The sequence below is a fragment of the Paraburkholderia sp. FW306-02-B genome (assembly GCF_058782725.1).
On the sequence record NZ_JBYSXZ010000002.1, the window covers coordinates 2164181 to 2179165 of the forward strand.

Consider the following 14985-nt stretch of genomic DNA (forward strand, 5'->3'; position numbering starts at 1 on the left):
ATCGCGTGCGCGCGCTTGAGCCGCCATCGCCGCCGTCGCGCGCAGAAGCCCATCGCAGCAGCTTTCGCGCGGCATGCAGCGAAAACGCGGGTTTACCTACGTTTGACTTAAGGAAACAGGCCCGTTTACTGGACGCAAACAAAGTCTTTTCAGAACGGTTCATTTTGCTTTGGTCAGCTGAATAGTGTTCTGAGAAGTGTCCTACTGTGTCTGGAGGTGTGCCATGGTGAGTGTGTCCAGCAATGCCATTGAAGAATTAAAGGCCGCGACGCGGGGCCAGCTATTGCTGCCCGATGACGCCGGTTTCAACGAAGCGCGCAGCATCTGGAACGCGATGATCGATCGGCATCCGGCGATGATTCTGCGCTGTGCCGGCGTGGCCGACGTCCGCCGCGGCGTGGCGTTCGCGCGCGACAACGACCTGCCGCTGGCGGTGCGCGGCGGCGGCCATAACATCGCCGGCAGTGCGCTTTGCGATGACGGCCTCGTAATCGACCTGTCGCCGATGAAATCGGTGCGCATCGATCCAGTGGCGCGGCGCGCGTATGTCGAGCCGGGCGCGACGCTCGGCGATTTCGACCATGAAGCGCAAGCATTCGGACTCGCCACCCCGCTCGGCATCAACTCGACTACCGGCGTGGCGGGGCTCACGCTCGGCGGCGGATTCGGCTGGTTGAGCCGCAAATACGGCATGTCGGTGGACAATCTGGTTTCGGCGGATGTGGTTACTGCCGACGGCGAATTGCGTCACGCGAGCACCGACTCGCACGAAGATCTTTTCTGGGCGATTCGCGGCGGCGGCGGCAATTTCGGCGTCGTCACGCTATTCGAGTTCGCGCTGCATCCGGTGGGACCGCAGGTGTACGGCGGCCTCGTCGTACTGCCCCTCGATCAGGCGAAGAACGCCCTCATCCAATACCGCACGGCCGCGGAAAACATGCCGGAAGACCTGAGCGCATGGGCCGTTCTGCGGCTGGCGCCGCCGCTGCCGTTCCTGCCGCCTGAAGTGCACGGCAAGCCGGTGATCGTGTTCGCGATGTGCTACACCGGACCCATTGAAAATGGACCGTCCGCCGTGGAGGCCATACGCGGCTTCGGCACACCGTACGGCGAACATCTCGGCGCGATGCCGTATGCGATGTGGCAAAAAGCGTTCGATCCGTTGCTGGCTCCAGGCGCGCGCAATTACTGGAAGTCGCACAATCTGGCCGGCGTGTCGGACGGTTTGATCGATGCGCTGCTCGATGCCATCGGCAAGCTGCCGTCGACGCAATGCGAAATCTTCTTCGGGCAGATCGGCGGCCAGACCGCCCGCGCGCCAGCCGAGGCCACCGCCTATCCGAATCGCGACACGCAATACGTGATGAACGTGCACGGCCGCTGGGATGGCGCGAGCGAGGATGAGCGCTGCGTCGCCTGGGCGCGAGCGTTCTTCGAAGCGTCGGCGCCGTTCGCGCTGGGCAGTGTCTACGTCAACTTCATGACCGAGGAGGAAGGTGGCCGGGTGGCGGAGGCGTACGGACCGAATTACGAACGCCTCGTCGCGGTGAAGAGCCGCTACGACCCGCACAACCTGTTCCGTCACAATCAGAACATCAAGCCAGCCGTGCAGTAACCGGCAAAACAGGCGCGAAGCGCGCTTTTGCACCGCAATGGTGACGCTATCGTGTCCGCCGCGGCGACCCTGACCGGGGGCCGTCCGGCGGACACCGCCACGCTGTGGGGGTACACCCACGAGCGGTTCATGATCGTCGCGCGTCTGACGCAATTGCGTTCTATCGACAGATTGCGCGCGTCGGTCCGTGAAGGCGAAATTTTCGGCGCGCCGGCCGAACTGCTGATCCATCTGCTGCGCGATCAGGCCGGCCCGCTCGCGACGATCGTGTGAAGAAGCAGTACAGAAGTGGACCGGATCGAAGACCAGTTCCTGTCGCGTCTTACCGAACAAAGCAATCGCACGCTCTTCACGCTGACGCTCGTCACGGTCCTCGCTCTACCGATCAACATCATCGCCGGTCGGTTCGGCATGAACCCCGGCGGCATCCCGTTGGCGGAAAACCGGCATGGCTTCCGGGTCATGATGCGGATGGTGGTGAGCTTCACGGCGCTCGCCGGCTGCTGGGGTTTTCGCCGGCGCGCCGGGCGCTGAGCGCGGACCGCGAGGTGGCGTTGGCGGTCAGGCACGGGAACTGCTGCATCAGAATTGCGTCACATGCCTGACGCCGGACGATCTCGGCGGGGTAAAACAGGACAGCAATCAGCCGGACCTCTTATAACGAACGCATAGGAAGAACATCATGCGCAGACGACAATTCATCACGACCACCAGTGCCGTTCTGGCAACTGCGGGTCTCGGCCTCGCCGGCTGCACGACCACGTCTCCGTCTTCGAGCGCGTCTGCTTCGGCGAACGCGGGCAAGCGCGACACGATCAATGCCGGCGTCGACTCAACCCTCGAGCGGCTCTACGCGAACGTCGACGGCTCACGTGAACTCGTCGCGAAGGCGCGCGGCGTGCTGGTGTTTCCGTCCGTCATCTCGGCCGGCTTCTGGGTCGGCGCGCAATATGGCGAAGGCGCATTGCGAGTTGGCGGACGCACGGCGGGGTACTACAGCACTGTCGCGGGCTCGTTTGGTTTGCAGATCGGCGCGCAATCTAAAGCGCTCATTTTTCTCTTCATGACGCAGGAAGCGCTCGATACATTCCTCGGCAGCCAAGGGTGGGCTGCGGGCGCTGACGCGACGGTCGCCGTGTTGAAGGTTGGCGCGAATGGCGCGATCGATACGTCGACCGCTACTAGCCCGGTTGAAGCTTTTGTGCTGACTAACGGTGGGTTGATGGCAGGCGTGTCGCTGGAAGGAACCAAGATTTCACGTCTGATTATTTGATTTTTTTGCCTGTGCGGCGCTTTTTAGCTGTGTGCCTACGGCGTTGCCTTTCCTTGTTTTGTTATTGGTTTATTAGCGTTCCCCCTGTGCGGGGGAGCACCTACTTTTCTTTGCCTGCCGCAAAGAAAAGTAGGCAAAAGAAAGCGGCTTTACACCGCCAGCGCTTAAGCGGGTCCCCTGGCTTGGAGGAGGTAGTGGTGCATCTGGAATCCGCATTCTCGCGCACTCCGCGCCTGTGACAAGGCCGTCATACTTCCGGCGGCGCTGCGCGCGCCGCAGCGGTACTTCTCAAAACCGATTGGGCGTACGCGCCTCCCGCTTCATTTTTCTCGCCTCGCATTGCGTGCTCGCCGGAACGGTCTGTGGAGGAAACCAGTGATTGGTTTTTCGCTCGGTGGGAGCCATCGGCTTCGCCTCGGTGAGGCGCTGAATTGTGGACGTGCAGGCCACTTGGCCTCGGTGAAGCGCCGAAGTGGGAATGCGGGCCACCACTTCGAGAGAAACGCTAGCGCCTAGGTAAGGAATGGGGGACACGAGTGCGAGCCACCGCGCCGAACTAGGCGCAGGCGCCCAAACCGCCAGGCGGTTTGATGAAGTACCGCCACGGCGCGCGCAGCGCCGCCGGAAGCATGACTGCCTTGTCACAAGCGCGGAGTGTGCGAGAACACCGATTCCAGATGCTCCACTGCCTCCTCCAAGCCAGGAGACCCGCTTCAAAGCTGGCGGTGTGAGCCGCTTTCTTTTGCCTACTTTTCTTTGCGGCAGGCAAAGAAAAGTAGGTGCTCCCCCGCACAGGGGGAACGCTAATAAACCAATATCAATTCAAGGAAAGGCCACCACCGTAGGCAAACAGACATAAAGCGCCGCGCAGGCAAAAAACGAAAGCAAAGACCGCCGCCGCAGGCGTACAGACAATGCCGCCGCCAAAGGCAAAAAAGCAAACCCTCAAGCTACCGGCAAGGTCAGCTCCACAACCTCACATCGACCCCACTGCCGCAAAACATCAGGCGCCAGCAGCAACTTAGCTGCCCTAACCCCTGCCCCCATCACAATCTGTGCACGCTCCATAACAGCAGCATCGACGAGAACGCGCCAATCCTCCGGTAAACCGAAGGCAGTAATCCCCCCAAACTCCATTCCACTATGCTCAACAGCAACCTCCCGCTTGGCAAACGAAAGCCGCTGCGCGCCAAGCGCAGCCTTCACCGCTCCGTTGATATCCAGACGCAACGACCCCAGCGAGACCAGCGCCGCATAATGCTCGGCGCCCTCCTTCTTATAGCGGATCACGATGGTGTTCGCGCAGTCTTCCAGGCCGAAGCCATAACGGGCGCTAAATTCGGCGGTGTCGGAGGCGTCGTCGCTGACGGCGAACACCGTGATGCCCCGGGCCGGCAACTGCGCGACGACCTGCGCGGGCAGATGCGCGGCCAGTCGTTCCGCTGGAATCACGTCCAGCTCCTGTACGAGTTCGTGTGAGTGCATAGTGACAAGAATGTGAGGATCCACCGGCATTCTAACGGCACACCTGACTCGCGCGCGTCAACGAGACCCGCATACCGCCTTGTTATAGTGACAGGCACAAGGTTTGCCAATGCAAAGCTGCTTTGAGACCGCCTCAACGGCGCAACGCCGCATCCGCCGCCAGGATTCCATTGAGAAGACGACCATGGACATGGACACGCTTTCCGTCGACAACCTCCAGATGGTGGCCCGCAAGCAGGCCAACTGGGCAATCGGCGCATTCAAACAGTTTTCCGACGACCGCTGCGCAGCCATGGCCGCCAGCATCGCGTTCTACGCAGCCTTCTCGCTGGCGCCGACGCTGGTGATGGTGATTGCCGTGGCCGGCTGGTTCTTCGGCGCGCAAGCCGCGCGCGGCGAACTGTTCGACCACATCCATGGCCTGCTCGGCGACCAGGCCGCCGCCGGCGTGCAAACCATCGTCGAGAACGCGCATCACAGCGGCAATGCAGGCGGCGTCGCAGCGATCATTTCGTTCACGATGCTGGCCATCGGCGCGTCCGCCACCTTCTCGTCGCTCAACAGCGCACTCAATATAGTGTGGCCCAACACCGGGCCGCGCTCGTCGAGCGTGATCGCGATGGTCCGGGTCCGGCTGATTTCGTTCGGTCTCGTACTGGGCGTCGCGTTCCTGCTGATCGTCTCGCTGGTGCTCGATACGGTCATCACGTTCATCGGCAAGTGGCTCTGGGGCGACTCTCCGTATGTCGTGATCGGCAACCTGCTGCAACTCGGGGTCGGTTTGCTGGTGCTGGCGTTCGCGTTTGCCGGCTTGCTGAAGTTCTTGCCCGATGCCCGGGTGCAGTGGCGCGATGCGTTTGTCGGCGGGATCGTTGCGGCCGTGCTGTTCTCGACGGGTAAGAAGCTGTTCGCCTTGTATATCGCTCATGCGGGGATGGCGAGCTCGTTCGGCGCGGCCGGCTCGCTCGCGGTGCTGTTGATGTGGCTGTACTTCTCGGCAGCTGTGCTGCTGCTCGGCGCGGAATTCTCGGCGGCGCGCGGCCGCCTGCACGACCCGCGCGGCGAATGGGGCATGCAGGACAACCCACCCCCAGGCAGCCGCGCGAAACTTGCTTCGGTGCTGGCCGCGTCGACGGTATCGGCGGATGCGGTGCCACATGCGAACCAGCGCGCGACCAGCGGCGCCGACGTCGCTCGCGTGGCCGGCGCCGCGGCCGCGGCAAGTCCCGCTTCCGCTCGAGGCACGGCTTCCTCGACGGACCAACCACGGCAGAAAACGTCGGCGCGCACCACAGCAGTCAAGATCGGCCGCGGCGTCGTGCACGCGGAAGCGCAAGCCACCCGCGCCGCGGCCGTCACGCTGGTGGAGGCGAGGCGCAAAGCCGTCGCGGCGGATCGCTATGTCAGGCGGCATCCATGGGGCTCGGTCCTGTTGGCAGCGGCCGCCGGGATTGCCGTCGCCACCGTGGCGCGCCTTGGCGCGGATAACGACGCAAGCGATGCATGAGGCGAAAGCCTCATGCCAACGCTGCGAGGCGACATGTGAGCCCCCGAAGATCGCAAGCTCATGCGTTGCTCATTCGTGGTGCATGCTCACAACCTGAAAGCGCTGTCCAGCGCGTTCGTCAACTGATAAGCATTCCAACTTTTATGCGAACGCTACGGATCTGACACAAAACTTAGACGACTAGGTTACAAAAAACCTTCAAACAAGTGTGTGAATTGCATGTGCTGCAACCTTCACTGTCAACAAAACAACAATAATGCTCAGTCGACGAATCAATATTGCTGAAACAGCAACAATTGTTAACGGGCTTTAAATACAAGGCTTTGCAGCTTTTGTCACTTTTTGGAGACACTCTTTTTTTTCCTGTTCTTGTCGATAGAGACGGTGAGCTATTCTCCTTTCCGCAACAAAGAAACTAATCATCTGCGTGGAGAAATGGATGAAACGAATCGCACTGTCTACCCTCTCGCTGGCGCTCCTGAGCGTCACCAGCCTGGCACATGCTCAAAGCAGCGTTACCCTGTACGGTTTGATCGATGAATCGATCCAGTACGCACACAACACCGTCGACGCTTCTGGCCACAACGCCAATCAAGTCGGCCTGGTCGGCGGCAACCTGCAAGGCCCGCGTTTCGGCTTGAAGGGCACGGAAGACCTGGGCGGTGGCCTGAAGGCAATCTTCCAGTTGGAAAACGGCTTTGACGTGAACAACGGCAAGCTGAGTCAAGGCGGCAGGATGTTCGGTCGTCAAGCCTACGTCGGCCTGACGGGCGACCAGTGGGGTACGGTCACGGCCGGTCGTCAGTACGATCCGCTGGTTGACCTGGTTCAACCGCTGACGGCAGACAACTACTTCGGTTCTACCTTCACCACGCCGGGCGACGTCGACAACAACGACAACTCCTCGCGCACGAACAGCGCCATCAAGTACACCTCGCCGGTGTGGGGCGGCTTCCAGTTCGAAGGCATGTACGCATTCGGCGGCGTGGCTGGCCAGACGGGTTCGGGTCAAACGTGGTCGGGCGCTGCAACGTATGCAACGGGTCCGTTCAGCGTCGCTGCAGGCTACTTCCGCGCCGACAACGCAAACACGCTGGCTGGCCGCACGGCTGGCACGCCGCCGTCGGCAGGCTGGAACGGCAGCACGTCGGACGGTACGTTCGACAACCAGGTCAACAGCTTCTACCAGGCAGCCAAGTCGATCGGCATCGCTTCGGTGGCAGCGCAATACGTAACGGGTCCGTTCACGGTCAGCCTGCGTTACAGCAACGCGCAATACAAGCCGGACGCGAACTCGGGCTTCGGTTCGACCGAGAAGTACAACGTCGGCGGCGCGTACCTGGGCTACCAGGCTACCCCGGCTATGCTGGTGGGCGTGGGCTACATCTACACGAAGGCTACCGGCGACTCGAGCGCAACCTATCACCAGGTTTCGCTGGGCGGCGACTACAACCTGTCGAAGCGCACGGACATCTACCTGGTTGGCGCGTACCAACACGCAAGCGGCCAACAGCGCGCTTCGAACGGCACGCTGGTCAACGCAGGCGCAGCAGTCGGTTCGTACAGCTACAACTCGGCTACCAGCTCGCAAGAAGTGGTCAGCCTGGGCATCCGCCACAAGTTCTAATCGAGCTTGACGGACTGCTGAAGCAACACGCAGTTGAAAACCAGCCACGGGCGATCAGCCTGTGGCTGGTTTTTTTTCGTCCGTGGTTTGGGGGGAGCGGCGCCGGTCAGCACACGCGAAGCACGGCAGGACGCCCACGCATGCATGCATTGCGCGTCCAATACGGATCAACAGCGGATATAAAAGAAAAGGCCGCCAGCGAAACCTTTGGCAGGCTCGCGACGACCTTGGTATGACGCTCGGCAGCGGTGCCCCGCTTGTGCCCTTTGATCTGACGAACCGACTACCCCTGACTAACGGCGCTGAACCTTCGCCTTGTCCGACTGCGCCAGCGTCTGCGCCGGCTTCACTTCGAGTTCATGCTCGATGCCGTCGGCGCCCACCGGCGCGCGATGCAGCACCAGCGTGCGCTCGCGCTGCTGCAGCGGCACATTGGGCGACTCCTGCCAGTCCGGATCGGGAATCTCGCCGAACACCTGGCGCAGCCGCTCGCCCCACGTGCGGTGAATCATCTCGAAGTACGCATTGTCGTGATCGATCGAGACAAACCGCGTGACGCGCAGCGAATCCTTCTGGTACACCAGCAGATCGAGCGGCAAACCGACCGACAGATTCGAGCGCAGCGTCGAATCCATCGAGATCAGCGCGCACTTGGCGGCTTCGTCGAGCGGCGTGGAAGGCGTCAGCACGCGATCGATGATCGGCTTGCCGTATTTGGCCTCGCCGATCTGGAAATACGGATTCACGGCCGACGCTTCGATGAAATTACCCGCGGAGTAAATCATGAACAGGTGTGGCCGGTTGCCCGCGATCTGGCCGCCCAGAATGAAGCTGCAATTGAAGTCGACGCCGAATTCCTGCAACGCCTCAGCCTCACGCTGGTGCACGCAACGCACCGCGCGCCCGATCACGCGCGCCGCGTCGGCCATGGTCGGCGCGCTCCAGAGCGTTGGCTGGGCGGCATCGGCCGGCTCGGTGAGTTCGTGCAGCACCGCTTGCGTCAGCGACAGATTGCCGGCGCCGAGCAGCACGAGCATGCGTTCGCCCGGCATCTCGAACACCGACATCTTGCGCGCCGTGCTGATGTGATCGACGCCCGCGTTGGTGCGTGTGTCCGAGAGGAACACGAGCCCATCGTCGACAGACATCGCGACACAGTAAGTCATAAGAAAAAGTACCCGCAAAAAACGACAGAACGCCACTATTGTAATGCGGCGCGTATGCGCCTTTATCGCGTATTAGGGCCTTTGCAGGCCTTTTCTGCATGGCTGTGCGGGCTGACGCGCGTTCGCGCCGCCCCTCCCGGACCTCGCAAGCCGCTCTTAGCCGCTATTGCGACTGCTGCGCACTGACCGTCACGGACACCTTCAACTCCTCCTCCAGCCCGCCGATACGGCGGCCGCGCACCGGCGCGGCGGCTTCGTAATCGCGCGCGACGGCGAGCCGGCAGTAGCTTTCGCTGGCAAACGCGGCATGCGTCACGTCGATGGAAATCCAGCCACGGCCGTCGAGCCACACGTCGACCCATGCGTGGCTCGCCGCGTGAGGCACGTCGCCCGGTTCGATGTAGCCGCTCACGTAGCGCGCCGGAATGCCGCGCGCCCGGCAGCAGGCCAGCATCAGATGCGCGTGGTCCTGGCACACGCCGTTGCCGAGGGCGAGCGCTTGCGCAGCGGTGCTGGTCACTTCGGTGATGCCCGAGCGGTATTTCACGCGCTGCATGATCTGTTCGGACAGTTCGATCAGGCCACTCGAGGTCGTCAGGACCGGCACCGATTCGGCCAGTTCGCGGACTGCCGCGTCGGCCTCGGTGAGGCGCGTCGCGCAGGTGAAGTGCTCGAGCGGAATCGGCCCGACGCCGTCGGGCAGGTGACCGTCGATGAGCGGAATCGTGTCCACTTCGCCGGCCACATGCAGACGGATCTCGCTATGCGGCTTGTTGATGACCAGCGTGTGCAGCACGTTGCCGTAAGCGTCGAAGGTCGCGTCGAGCTTGCCGGGCGCATCGATGCTCCAGCGCCGCACCACCTGCGAGGCGCCGCTTGCCGGCGTCAGACGCAGTTGCTGGATCGAATAATGGACCGTCGCTTCGTAGCGATAGGCGGTGTCGTGGCGGATCGTCAGGTACATATAAAAAAACTCCGTCAGGCGACTGGCAGCATCAGATAGGTGCGGGCGACCAGATTGCCGAGTTCGAACACGCGTGCAAGGAACTGCGTGAGATAGGCATGCAGGCCGGTTTCGAAAATCTGCCGGATATCGGAGTACACCAGCTCGGCGCGCAGCTTGCCGGCGAAGCGTTCGCACTGGTTCGAGCCCTGCGTGCGCAGCATCGCCAGATTCGCGCAGACGCCTTCGAGCGACGCCAGCAGCGAGCGTGGCATCTGCTGGTTCAGGATCATCAGCTCGACCACCCGCGCCGGCGTCACGACATCGCGATACACCTTGCGATAGATTTCGAGCGCCGACACCGAACTGAGAATCGAGGTCCAGTAGTAGAAATCTTCGAGCTGGCGCGCGGCGTCGCGTGAATTCGGTTCGACGTCGGCAAAGCGCACGTCGAGAATCCGCGCGGTGTTGTCGGCCCGTTCGAGGAAGGTGCCGAGCTGCGTGAAGAAGAACGCGTCGTCTTGCAGCGCGGTGCCGATCGTCACGCCGCGCGACAGATGCGAGCGGAACTTCACCCACTCGAACAGCGCGCCCGGGTTGCCCGCGGCCTGACCGGACGCGGTGCGCTCGTTGAATTCCAGCCAGGTGTCGTTGATGGTTTCCCACCACTCGGTCGTCAACGTGCCGCGCACCGCGCGGGCGTTTTCGCGCGCGGCCTGCAAACACGAATGAATACTCGACGGATTGGTCGAATCGGCGACCATGAAATCGAGCACGTTTTCACGGGTCGGTTCATCGTAGCGCTGCGCGAACGCGGTTTCGAGTTCGGAGATGCGCAGCACCGAGCGTTGCGCGCGCGCTTCCTGCTCGGGCGTCTGCGGCAACAACTGCGCCTTCAGGTTGATATCGAGCATGCGGGCGGTGTTCTCCGCGCGCTCCATGTAGCGTGCCATCCAGAAGAGGTGATCGGCGGTGCGGCTTAGCATGACGGCGTTCCGTATCTGATGACGCGAAGCCTTTGAAAAAGGCCCGCGCTGGTTATCCGTGTGCGCCGGCGGCGTTTGGGGTGCGTCGCCGGCTTGTTGAGTTGCGGATGTGGTCGCATGAGCGAGCGCAACCGCAAGCCCGTCAGTCGACCATCCAGGTGTCCTTGGTGCCGCCCCCTTGCGACGAATTGACGACTAGCGAGCCTTCCTGCAACGCCACGCGCGTCAGCCCGCCCGCCACCATGGTGACGGTCTTGCCGGACAGCACGAAGGGCCGCAAGTCGATATGGCGCGGCGCGATGCCTGTTTCGACAAAAGTCGGACACGCCGACAACGCCAGCGTCGGCTGCGCGATATAGCCTGCCGGGCGCGCGATCAGGCGCTCGCGGAACGATTCGATTTCGGCTTTCGTCGAGGCCGGTCCCACCAGCATCCCGTAGCCGCCCGCACCGTGCACTTCCTTCACGACGAGCTCGGGCAGATGCGCCAGCGTGTACGCGAGATCGTCGGGCTTGCGGCACTGGTAGGTCGGCACGTTGTTGAGGATCGGCTTTTCGCCGAGGTAGAACTCGATCATCTCCGGCACGTACGGGTAGATCGATTTGTCGTCGGCGATGCCGGTGCCCATCGCATTCGCGAGCGCGACGCGCCCGGCGCGATACGCGGTCAACAAACCCGGCACGCCGAGCGCCGAATCGTTACGGAATGCGAGCGGATCGAGGAAGTCGTCGTCGACGCGGCGGTAGATCACATCGACGCGCTTCGGCCCCTGCGTGGTGCGCATGAACACGTAGTTGTCGTCGACGAACAGATCCTTGCCTTCCACCAGTTCGACGCCCATCTGCTGCGCGAGGAACGTGTGCTCGAAATACGCGGAGTTGTACATGCCCGGCGTGAGCACCACGACAACCGGATCGTCGACGCCTTCGGGCGCCACCGAACGCAGCGTATCGAGTAGCAGATCGGGATAGTGCGCGACCGGCGCAATGCGGTTCTGCACGAACAGCTCCGGGAACAGCCGCATCATCATCTTGCGGTTTTCCAGCATGTAGGACACACCGGACGGCACCCGCAGGTTGTCTTCGAGCACGTAGAACTCGCCCTCGTCGCCGGCGCGCACCACGTCGACTCCGGCGATATGCGCGTAAACACCGAGCGGCACGTTCACGCCCTGCATTTCGGGCCGGTACTGCGCGTTCGTATAGACCTGCTCGGCCGGCACGATCCCGGCGCGCACGATATTGCGCTCGTGATAAACGTCGTGGATGAACAGGTTGAGCGCCTGCACGCGCTGTCGCAAACCCGCTTCCAGCGTCTGCCATTCGCTGCGCGGAATGATGCGCGGAATCAGGTCGAAGGGAATCAACCGCTCGGTACCCGACAAATCGCCGTTTACCGCGAAGGTGATGCCGACCCGGCGGAATAGCAGGTCCGCTTCGGCGCGTTTGCGCGCGATCGCTTCATTACCCTGCTTCACCAGCCATCGTTCGAAGCGTGCGTAGTGTGGCCGCACGGCATCGTCGTGATGACGCATCTCGTCATAGCATCGCATGTCACGCCCCGCTCTTGTTGTCGGATAGAAGGCGAATGCGCTGCGCATTCGGTGTTCGACAATCGTTGAAGCAAGCGCTATGCCATTGCGCCTTTTCGCGTGTAAAACGCCGCGCATGCACGCGAACAGCGCATCCCGACCAGCATGGCCTCGCTGCCATCGTACTGCGGCGGCCCATGATGCGCTAGTACGGTGCATGCTCGGCACCGCGGCGGCCATCTCAGAATTAGACCCGAACCTGCGCCGCCTCGGCACCGAACTCGCACCGAACTCGCCCCAGGTTCGCGGCACGTTTCCGGCGCGTTTCCGGGCAACTCGTAAAACCACCGGGAACGCGCATAAAAAAATCCCCGCGGATTCACACCCGCGGGGATTCAGACAACCTGCATTGCCGGTCGGCTCACGCGTTCGCCGCAGTTAAAAAACCCGCGGCAACGTATGAAGCGCGATCAGCCTGCTGCTGCGTCTTTCAGCTTCTTCAGCGGGCGTGCCTTGATGCGCACGCTAGCCGGCTTGGCCGGGAACCAACGCTCTTCGCCCGAGAACGGGTCTTTGCCGAAGCGCTTCTTCTTCGCCGGCACAGCTTGCACGACGATCTTCAGAAGACCCGACAGCGTGAATTCGCCAGCGCCCTTCTTGTGCACGGCGCCGAGGATCGTGTCTTCGAGCGCGGCCAGCACGGCCTTGGCGGTCTTCGGTTCCACAGCAGCGCGTTCAGCGACGTGTGCAGCCAGCGAGGCCTTCGTGAAGGTGTCCTTGATCGGCGACGGTGCGCTGGACGCCTTCACGGCGACCTTCTTAGCTGCGACGGCTTTCTTCGCAGGAACTTTCTTTGCTGCAACCTTCTTGGTCGGTACCGGGGCAGCAGCCTTCTTGGCCACCTTTTTTGCGGAAGTCGGCATGTTTCTCCTACCTGTTGTGGTCAGTGAATTGCACGAAGCGCACACGGTATGCGCACGCTTCAACGCCGGATTCTACAAGCGCTAATAGGATTTGCGCGACTCTTTTGTGTATAACAGCCAAGGTTTGTTGCGCGGCGCAGACTGCGCAACACATTTTGATGCTTGTTTTAGCGGGTATTTCGCGGGTAAGCGCGCTTCGAAGAGCGCTGCAATACGAACACGTAACGCGCGTTACAGCGCGTTTCGATGCATGGAAACAGGCACTTTCGCATCCATCGGCCGCGCGATCGCAGTCAGTGGCGCGGCAGAAAAAACACGCCCCCTGCAGCGAAAATCTCTGCAAGGGGCGGCGTTCCTTCGTCTGCGACGGAAAATCGCAGGGCGTTGTCAGCGCGCGCATTTAGCCGGCGAGGCGCGGCAACATGCCGGCAAGCGTGGTGAGCGCCGCGTCGATATGCTCGACGGCGATGCCGCCGTAGCCGAAGATCAAGCCGGGCTGCGGCTTCGCGCGCAGATGGAACGGCGCGAGTCCGTATAGACCGATCGATGCTTCACGCGCGGCGCTCACAATCGCTGCTTCGGTCAAAGGCGCTTTCAGACGTGCGGCCATATGGATGCCCGCGGTCGGCACGATCGGCTCGAACCACGGCGCAAGGTCGCCGTGCAAGTGATCCAGCAGCATCGCGCGGCGCGCCGCGTAGATCTTATGCATGCGCCGCAGATGCCTGGCGAAGTCGCCGTTGAGCATGAAGGTCGCGAGCGTGGTTTGCGTGAGCGTGCAGCCGTGCCAGTCGGCGATCTGGCGGGCCTTGAAAAGCGGCCCAAAAAGCGACGCCGGCGGCACCACATAGCCGACCCGCAGCTCCGGAAATATCGTCTTCGAGAAGGTGCCCACGTACGCAACCAGCCCCGCTCGGTCGAGACTCTTCAACGGCTCCATCGACCGGCCTTCGAAGCGGTACTCGCAGTCGTAATCGTCCTCGATGATCACGGCGCCGCGTTTCTGCGCCCATTCGAGCAACTCGACGCGCCGCTCGAGACTCATCGGCATGCCGAGCGGAAACTGATGCGACGGCGTGACGTAGACGAGCCGCGCCTTGTCCGGCAGCTTACGCACGATCAGACCTTCGTTATCCACCGGCACCGGCACGACGCGCGCGCCGGTGACCGTGAAGCATGCATGGGCCGGCGTGTAGCCGGGGTCCTCGAGCGCCGCGACATCGCCTGGCCGCAGCGTGATGCGCGCCAGCAGATCGAGCGCGTGTTGCGCGCCTTGCGTGACGATCACGTCCTCCCAATTGCTCGCCACCGCGCGGTTGAACGCGAGGTAGCGCGAGATCGCGAGGCGCAACTCCGGTTCGCCGGCCGCATCGTGATAGATGCCTCGGCCACGCGCTTGCGCGCGCAATGCGTGGTTCATGCAGCGGCGCCAGACGTCGAAGGGGAACAGCGATTTGTCGGTCGTGCCACCAACAAAGTCTTGCGGTGACGGCACCGTAGGCCGCGGCAACGGCAAGGTGTCGGGCATCTGCTCCCATAGCGGCTGGGCGCGAGCGCGGGCATTGCCTTTGGCTTTGGCCCACGCCTGCTCGCGCGCGGAGACGGCTGCTCGCGCGTGCGGCGAGCGCTCCACCGGCAAGCGCTCCAGCCCATCGGCGACGAAGGTGCCTGAACCGGCGCGAGCGTTCAGATAGCCTTCGGCGAGGAGCCGCTCGAATACGTCGAGCGTGGTCTTGCGCGACACGCCCAGTTGCGTGGCGAGATCGCGCGTGGACGGCAGCCGCGTGCCGCCGCCGAGCCGGCCTTCGAGAATTCCGGCGCGCAGTTGCCGGTAGATCTGTCCGGACAGATCGTGACGACCTTCGACCGCGATATGGATGTCCATCCGAATGGTTACCTAAAATAATCCAGAAATGGTCATTTCGAACG

The 14985-nt window shown here is 62.5% G+C and carries 11 protein-coding genes and 1 pseudogene; 5 read left to right on the forward strand and 7 right to left on the reverse strand.

Annotated elements, in window-relative coordinates; translation table 11 throughout:
* The first annotated feature begins 223 nt into the window (after nt 1–223).
* From AC3WOG_RS31015 to AC3WOG_RS31025, 3 genes and pseudogenes are all read left to right on the forward strand, one after another.
* On the forward strand, nt 224–1615 hold the full coding sequence (locus AC3WOG_RS31015) for an FAD-binding oxidoreductase (RefSeq protein ID WP_492581607.1): 1392 nt from the start codon (nt 224–226) through the stop codon (nt 1613–1615).
* Between the two features lie 84 nt (nt 1616–1699).
* A pseudogene (locus AC3WOG_RS31020) lies at nt 1700–2149 on the forward strand (CorA family divalent cation transporter); the annotation flags it as partial.
* A 148-nt stretch (nt 2150–2297) separates the two neighbouring features.
* Entirely contained in the window at nt 2298–2888 is a 591-nt protein-coding gene (locus AC3WOG_RS31025) for a BPSL1445 family SYLF domain-containing lipoprotein (protein WP_492581608.1), read from the forward strand.
* 945 nt (nt 2889–3833) lie between these two features.
* Here the strand turns inward: AC3WOG_RS31025 and AC3WOG_RS31030 are convergent.
* A complete protein-coding gene (locus AC3WOG_RS31030) occupies nt 3834–4373 on the reverse strand; it encodes a YbaK/EbsC family protein (protein ID WP_492582506.1) in 540 nt (179 codons plus the stop codon).
* Between the two features lie 184 nt (nt 4374–4557).
* Here AC3WOG_RS31030 and AC3WOG_RS31035 point away from each other — a divergent pair, with 184 nt between their 5' ends.
* Both AC3WOG_RS31035 and AC3WOG_RS31040 read left to right on the forward strand, forming a co-directional pair.
* Nucleotides 4558–5880: a YihY/virulence factor BrkB family protein gene (locus AC3WOG_RS31035; protein ID WP_492581609.1), complete on the forward strand. Its 1323-nt coding sequence runs from the start codon at nt 4558–4560 to the stop codon at nt 5878–5880.
* A gap of 439 nt (nt 5881–6319) precedes the next feature.
* A complete protein-coding gene (locus AC3WOG_RS31040) occupies nt 6320–7507 on the forward strand; it encodes a porin (RefSeq protein WP_492581610.1) in 1188 nt (395 codons plus the stop codon).
* 293 nt (nt 7508–7800) lie between these two features.
* Here AC3WOG_RS31040 and AC3WOG_RS31045 read toward each other — a convergent pair whose 3' ends face one another.
* The 6 genes from AC3WOG_RS31045 to pdxR all read right to left on the reverse strand — a co-directional run bounded on the left by AC3WOG_RS31045 (nt 7801) and on the right by pdxR (nt 14941).
* Nucleotides 7801–8673, reverse strand: a complete 873-nt coding sequence (locus AC3WOG_RS31045; protein WP_492581611.1) for a proteasome-type protease — start codon at nt 8671–8673, stop codon at nt 7801–7803.
* A gap of 163 nt (nt 8674–8836) precedes the next feature.
* Complete coding sequence (locus AC3WOG_RS31050; RefSeq protein ID WP_492581612.1) at nt 8837–9637, reverse strand: transglutaminase family protein; 801 nt, start codon at nt 9635–9637, stop codon at nt 8837–8839.
* Between the two features lie 14 nt (nt 9638–9651).
* Nucleotides 9652–10602, reverse strand: a complete 951-nt coding sequence (locus AC3WOG_RS31055; RefSeq protein ID WP_341318248.1) for an alpha-E domain-containing protein — start codon at nt 10600–10602, stop codon at nt 9652–9654.
* A 142-nt stretch (nt 10603–10744) separates the two neighbouring features.
* Entirely contained in the window at nt 10745–12154 is a 1410-nt protein-coding gene (locus AC3WOG_RS31060; protein ID WP_492581613.1) for a circularly permuted type 2 ATP-grasp protein, read from the reverse strand.
* 449 nt (nt 12155–12603) lie between these two features.
* A complete protein-coding gene (locus AC3WOG_RS31065) occupies nt 12604–13056 on the reverse strand; it encodes an HU family DNA-binding protein (RefSeq protein ID WP_007177969.1) in 453 nt (150 codons plus the stop codon).
* Nucleotides 13057–13456: 400 nt separating this feature from the next.
* On the reverse strand, nt 13457–14941 hold the full coding sequence (gene pdxR, locus AC3WOG_RS31070) for a MocR-like pyridoxine biosynthesis transcription factor PdxR (protein ID WP_492581614.1): 1485 nt from the start codon (nt 14939–14941) through the stop codon (nt 13457–13459).
* Between the last annotated feature and the right edge of the window lie 44 nt (nt 14942–14985).

Bases quoted from the DNA above. Each gene is read 5' to 3' on its own strand.
- AC3WOG_RS31015 (WP_492581607.1), top strand. From the start codon at position 224: ATGGTGAGTGTGTCCAGCAATGCCATTGAAGAATTAAAGGCCGCGACG.
- AC3WOG_RS31025 (WP_492581608.1), top strand. From the start codon at position 2,298: ATGCGCAGACGACAATTCATCACGACCACCAGTGCCGTTCTGGCAACT.
- AC3WOG_RS31030 (WP_492582506.1), bottom strand. From the start codon at position 4,373: ATGCACTCACACGAACTCGTACAGGAGCTGGACGTGATTCCAGCGGAA.
- AC3WOG_RS31035 (WP_492581609.1), top strand. From the start codon at position 4,558: ATGGACATGGACACGCTTTCCGTCGACAACCTCCAGATGGTGGCCCGC.
- AC3WOG_RS31040 (WP_492581610.1), top strand. From the start codon at position 6,320: ATGAAACGAATCGCACTGTCTACCCTCTCGCTGGCGCTCCTGAGCGTC.
- AC3WOG_RS31045 (WP_492581611.1), bottom strand. From the start codon at position 8,673: ATGACTTACTGTGTCGCGATGTCTGTCGACGATGGGCTCGTGTTCCTC.
- AC3WOG_RS31050 (WP_492581612.1), bottom strand. From the start codon at position 9,637: ATGTACCTGACGATCCGCCACGACACCGCCTATCGCTACGAAGCGACG.
- AC3WOG_RS31055 (WP_341318248.1), bottom strand. From the start codon at position 10,602: ATGCTAAGCCGCACCGCCGATCACCTCTTCTGGATGGCACGCTACATG.
- AC3WOG_RS31060 (WP_492581613.1), bottom strand. From the start codon at position 12,154: ATGCGATGCTATGACGAGATGCGTCATCACGACGATGCCGTGCGGCCA.
- AC3WOG_RS31065 (WP_007177969.1), bottom strand. From the start codon at position 13,056: ATGCCGACTTCCGCAAAAAAGGTGGCCAAGAAGGCTGCTGCCCCGGTA.
- pdxR (WP_492581614.1), bottom strand. From the start codon at position 14,941: ATGGACATCCATATCGCGGTCGAAGGTCGTCACGATCTGTCCGGACAG.